Annotated in this window: 3 protein-coding genes and 2 pseudogenes; 1 reads left to right on the top strand and 4 read right to left on the bottom strand. The window is 62.1% G+C overall.

Features of this window, described 5'->3' with window-relative positions; genetic code table 11:
• The 4 genes and pseudogenes from A8G15_RS27635 to A8G15_RS32575 all read right to left on the bottom strand — a co-directional run.
• Positions 1-654: transposase-like zinc-binding domain-containing protein (locus tag A8G15_RS27635; RefSeq protein WP_211270254.1), on the bottom strand; the 654-nt coding region annotated here is incomplete at its 3' end.
• A gap of 276 nt (positions 655-930) precedes the next feature.
• Positions 931-1,305 (bottom strand): PIN-like domain-containing protein, encoded by a 375-nt coding sequence (locus A8G15_RS32580; protein WP_169833952.1) that lies wholly within the window; start codon positions 1,303-1,305, stop codon positions 931-933.
• Positions 1,306-1,312: 7 nt separating this feature from the next.
• On the bottom strand, positions 1,313-1,747 hold the full coding sequence (locus A8G15_RS31285) for a DUF433 domain-containing protein (RefSeq protein ID WP_068166340.1): 435 nt from the start codon (positions 1,745-1,747) through the stop codon (positions 1,313-1,315).
• A pseudogene (locus A8G15_RS32575) lies at positions 1,748-2,017 on the bottom strand (hypothetical protein); the annotation flags it as partial. It lies immediately after the preceding gene.
• Positions 2,018-2,474: 457 nt separating this feature from the next.
• Here A8G15_RS32575 and A8G15_RS27620 point away from each other — a divergent pair.
• A pseudogene (locus tag A8G15_RS27620) lies at positions 2,475-3,485 on the top strand (IS256 family transposase); the annotation flags it as partial.
• Between the last annotated feature and the right edge of the window lie 110 nt (positions 3,486-3,595).

The raw sequence follows: 3,595 nt of genomic DNA, 5'->3' as shown, positions 1-3,595 counted from the left end.
CGCCTGCAACCACAGCACGGCCTGGTCGATGCCGCGGACGTTCATCAAAGCTCGCGTGAGGGTGAGGATTTCGCGGGCGGCTTCGAGTCGGGATTTGAGGGTGTGGTGGCGGCGTACGACCTGGAAGATGTGGAAGTAGCAGCGTTGGATGCGGGTGGTGGGCCACTGCTCGGCGATCGCGGCGTGCAGGCCGGTGCCGCCGTCGATGACGGCGACGGTCGGGGCGCGGTGGCGCTCGAGGATCTGTTGCCAGGCGATCTTCTTTTCGCGGTCGCACCATTGCCAGTCGATGACGTGGTGGCCGTCGGTGGCGATGAGCAGGCACCAGGATTGGAAGTAGGTGCCGTCGAGGATCACCAGATCGGCCGGTGTCGGGGCCGGGGTCGGTGGTGGGATTTCGATGTTCCAGCACCAGGAGGTGTCGCGGCGGAAGGTGCGGGCGCTGGAGGCCACCTGGGTGGGTGTGTGGCCGTCGAGGAGCCATGCCCGGAATGCGTTGAGTTGTGCTTTGCGGGTGATGTCCGGACGTGACTGGGTGGTCGATGCGCCGCAGGTTTTGCAGCGCCAGCGGGTGCGGCCGGCTGTGGTGGTGCCGTTCTTGACCAGCTTGGCTCCGCATACACCACAGAGCGGGGAATTCCGGGTAGCTGACACCGAACATGCTTTCAGAGCATGTTCGGGTCGCTATCATCCGAGGTCAGGGCTCAGAAATCGGGGGTTCTGTACACACATTTTGGCCGTTAACCCGCAGACTCCCTGGCAGCATGCGAGAGTGCGCGAGGCACCGCGTGTGGATCGCCCTGGCTGGAGGCCCTGCAACAGTCGGATCCGATCCGAGGCGGCATCGCCTGTGCGTGGAACCGCGGCTATTTGACGTTCAGGAGATGGCGATTCGGGGCTAGCTTCCCGCAGCGAACGCTGTATGGCCGTTCAGATGTCTCGCAAGATATCGCGCGGCGACACCCTCCAGAATGCGGGTCCAGGATGATCGTGGAGGCGGCGGAGCGTCTGAAGGTGCCGTCCAAGAACCAGGCTCTTGGCTTCTTTCGTCAGATCAGCACGGTGGTAGGACAAGATCCGCGCCCCACTCGTCCTAACCGCGGTTGCTTCGTGGGGCACCCGCGCGATGCGAAAATTCTGGGTGAGCGCGAGCATCCCTTCGGCGGCGCTAGCTTCGATCCACTCAACGTCGGTGACATGTTGAGCATGTGCAGGGCCGTAAAGGTCGGCGAGTGTTCGATGCTCAATCTCAAAATGGGTAAGGGCGGCACCGACTCCGCGGGGGACGCAACGGTCCAGAAGCACTACCGGCTTACGCGATTTCCGCGAGCCAGTCTTGAGCGTTCTCAACCGCGCTTACCTCCTCTAGTGTCAGGTTGTAGTCCGAAGCGACTATGGTGGGCGGGTCGCCCCCGCGAAGCGCTCCCAATATTGCAAATGCGGGAGTGCGAGAGTCCTCAAACGATGGTCGGCCCGCATTGAATCGCGGGTCAATGGACAACATGATCTCCTGTGTCAGTGGAATTCTGAAGGCCGTCGGCTCGTGGTCGCCGTCAATCTCGACACGTGCCAGATACTTCTCGATTACTTGCTCGATGGGTTGTTGTCCATCTTCGATGCGGAACAGGTCTCCGCGATCCCGCCGATACAGGTCTATCCCGTCTGTGAAGAGTAGAGGTCGAGCAAGTACGTAAGGATCTTTGAGTTCCTCGCGCAGCTGTTCAGCGACCTTCGTCAGCTTCTGCATCGGGATTCCAGCTGTGCGGAGTGCTCGGAGAGACCAGGTCTCGATGACACCTACGAGGGGAACCGAGGGCCACCCACGATGGGCGTTTTCAACCGTGTGAACGATGGCGGGTCGCGTCTTGGTCGCCCGGGTCCATGCGCGAACGGTGTTGGCTGGCATTTCGGCGAGCCGTGCAGCTTGACTTGGCGTGCAGATCGGGGAGTTGTATCGAATGTCCCTCTCGGATTGGCTGGGCCGTTCCGCTAGTTTCGGCACTACGTTCACCCCCATCTGTGCGTCAGTTCAACGATGGCGAGTATCACACATGCGCGTTCGCCCTACGTTTGGTCCGGTGTTCGCCCTCTTGACAGCAGAGTGCGGGTTCGGCACCCCCTCCCTGATTTGGCGAGGCGTGAGTATCACCCAAGTGGGCACATTTCGGGCACACATTGCCTCGAAACCGTGTGATTCGGCGTGATCCAGCGGGTAGTGAATCCGCAGGGAGGAGTGGTTTTGCCCCCTCGACCTGCGGGCTTGCGAGGGTTCAAATCCCTCCGCCACCGCCACGAGTCCCCCACCTGTTCACGCAGGTGGGGGACTTCTCGTTGCACGGGGTGGTTGCGTCCATGAAGATGGTGTACGAACCGGACCCGAATGAGCTTGCCGGCGTGTCGTAACCGGATGAAAGACGGTCACCGCGTGATTCTTCGAGAGAGCTACCAACTCGACTCGGGCGTTAGAGCACGCGATGACCACTGCCCACGATATCGACCTGCGCCAGCTCCTCGAAGACCGACTCGCCGGCGCCAGCCCCGACCTGCTGCGCGAGTTGCTGACGATGTTCCTCGACGCCCTGATGGGCGCCGAAGCCGACGCACTGTGTGGTGCCGGCTACGGGCAACGCTCCGACGAACGGACGAACTCCCGCAACGGCTACCGACACCGCGACTTCGATACCCGAGTCGGCACCCTCGACGTCGCCATCCCCAAGCTGCGGCAAGGATCCTATTTCCCTGATTGGCTGCTGCAGCGCCGCAAACGCGCCGAACGAGCCCTGACGTCCGTGGTCGCCACGTGTTATCTGCTCGGGGTCTCGACCCGACGGATGGAGAAACTCGTCGACACCCTCGGCATCACGTCCCTGTCGAAATCGCAGGTCAGCGTCATGGCGAAGGAACTCGACGAACAAGTCGAAGCCTTCCGGAACCGCCCGTTGGATCAAGGACCGTATACCTTCGTCGCCGCCGATGCCCTCGTGCTCAAAGTCCGCGAGAACGGACGGGTGGTCAACGTGCACACTTTGGTCGCTGTCGGGGTCAACGCCGACGGTTACCGCGAGATCCTGGGTATCGATGTCACCTCCGCCGAAGACGGGGCAGGCTGGCTGACGTTCTTCCGGGGACTGGTCGCCCGAGGCCTGTCGGGAGTGCAGCTGGTGACCTCCGATGCTCATGCCGGGCTGGTCGCGGCGATCGGTGCGAGTCTGCCGGGCGCCTCCTGGCAGAGATGCCGAACGCACTATTCGACGAACCTGATGGCGGTGACACCGAAGTCGTCGTGGCCGTGGGTGAAGACCCTGTTGCACTCGGTCTACGACCAACCCGACGCGGATTCAGTGCACGCGCAATATGATCGGGTCATCGATGCGCTCGAATCGAAGCTGCCAAAGGTGGCCGAACATCTCGATGCCGCACGTCCGGATCTGTTGGCGTTCACCGCGTTCCCGAAGCAGATCTGGCGGCAGATCTGGAGCAATAATCGGTCAAGCCCCAGAAGGTGGTGTAGGACGGTGATCCCTTCTCCTGTCCTGACTATGCAGCAGGAATCGCGGCAGCAGGTTCCGTAACCACCTCCCCGACACTCTCCGGC

The organism is Rhodococcus phenolicus (genome assembly GCF_001646785.1).
Lineage (GTDB): Bacteria > Actinomycetota > Actinomycetes > Mycobacteriales > Mycobacteriaceae > Rhodococcus > Rhodococcus phenolicus.
The sequence above is the reverse complement of the archived record's forward strand: the minus strand, read 5'-3'. Positions and strand labels throughout refer to the sequence as shown.

What these genes read in the sequence shown, in the direction of transcription:
- A8G15_RS31285 (WP_068166340.1), bottom strand. Translation starts at nt 1,747, where the DNA reads ATGCAGAAGCTGACGAAGGTCGCTGAACAGCTGCGCGAGGAACTCAAA.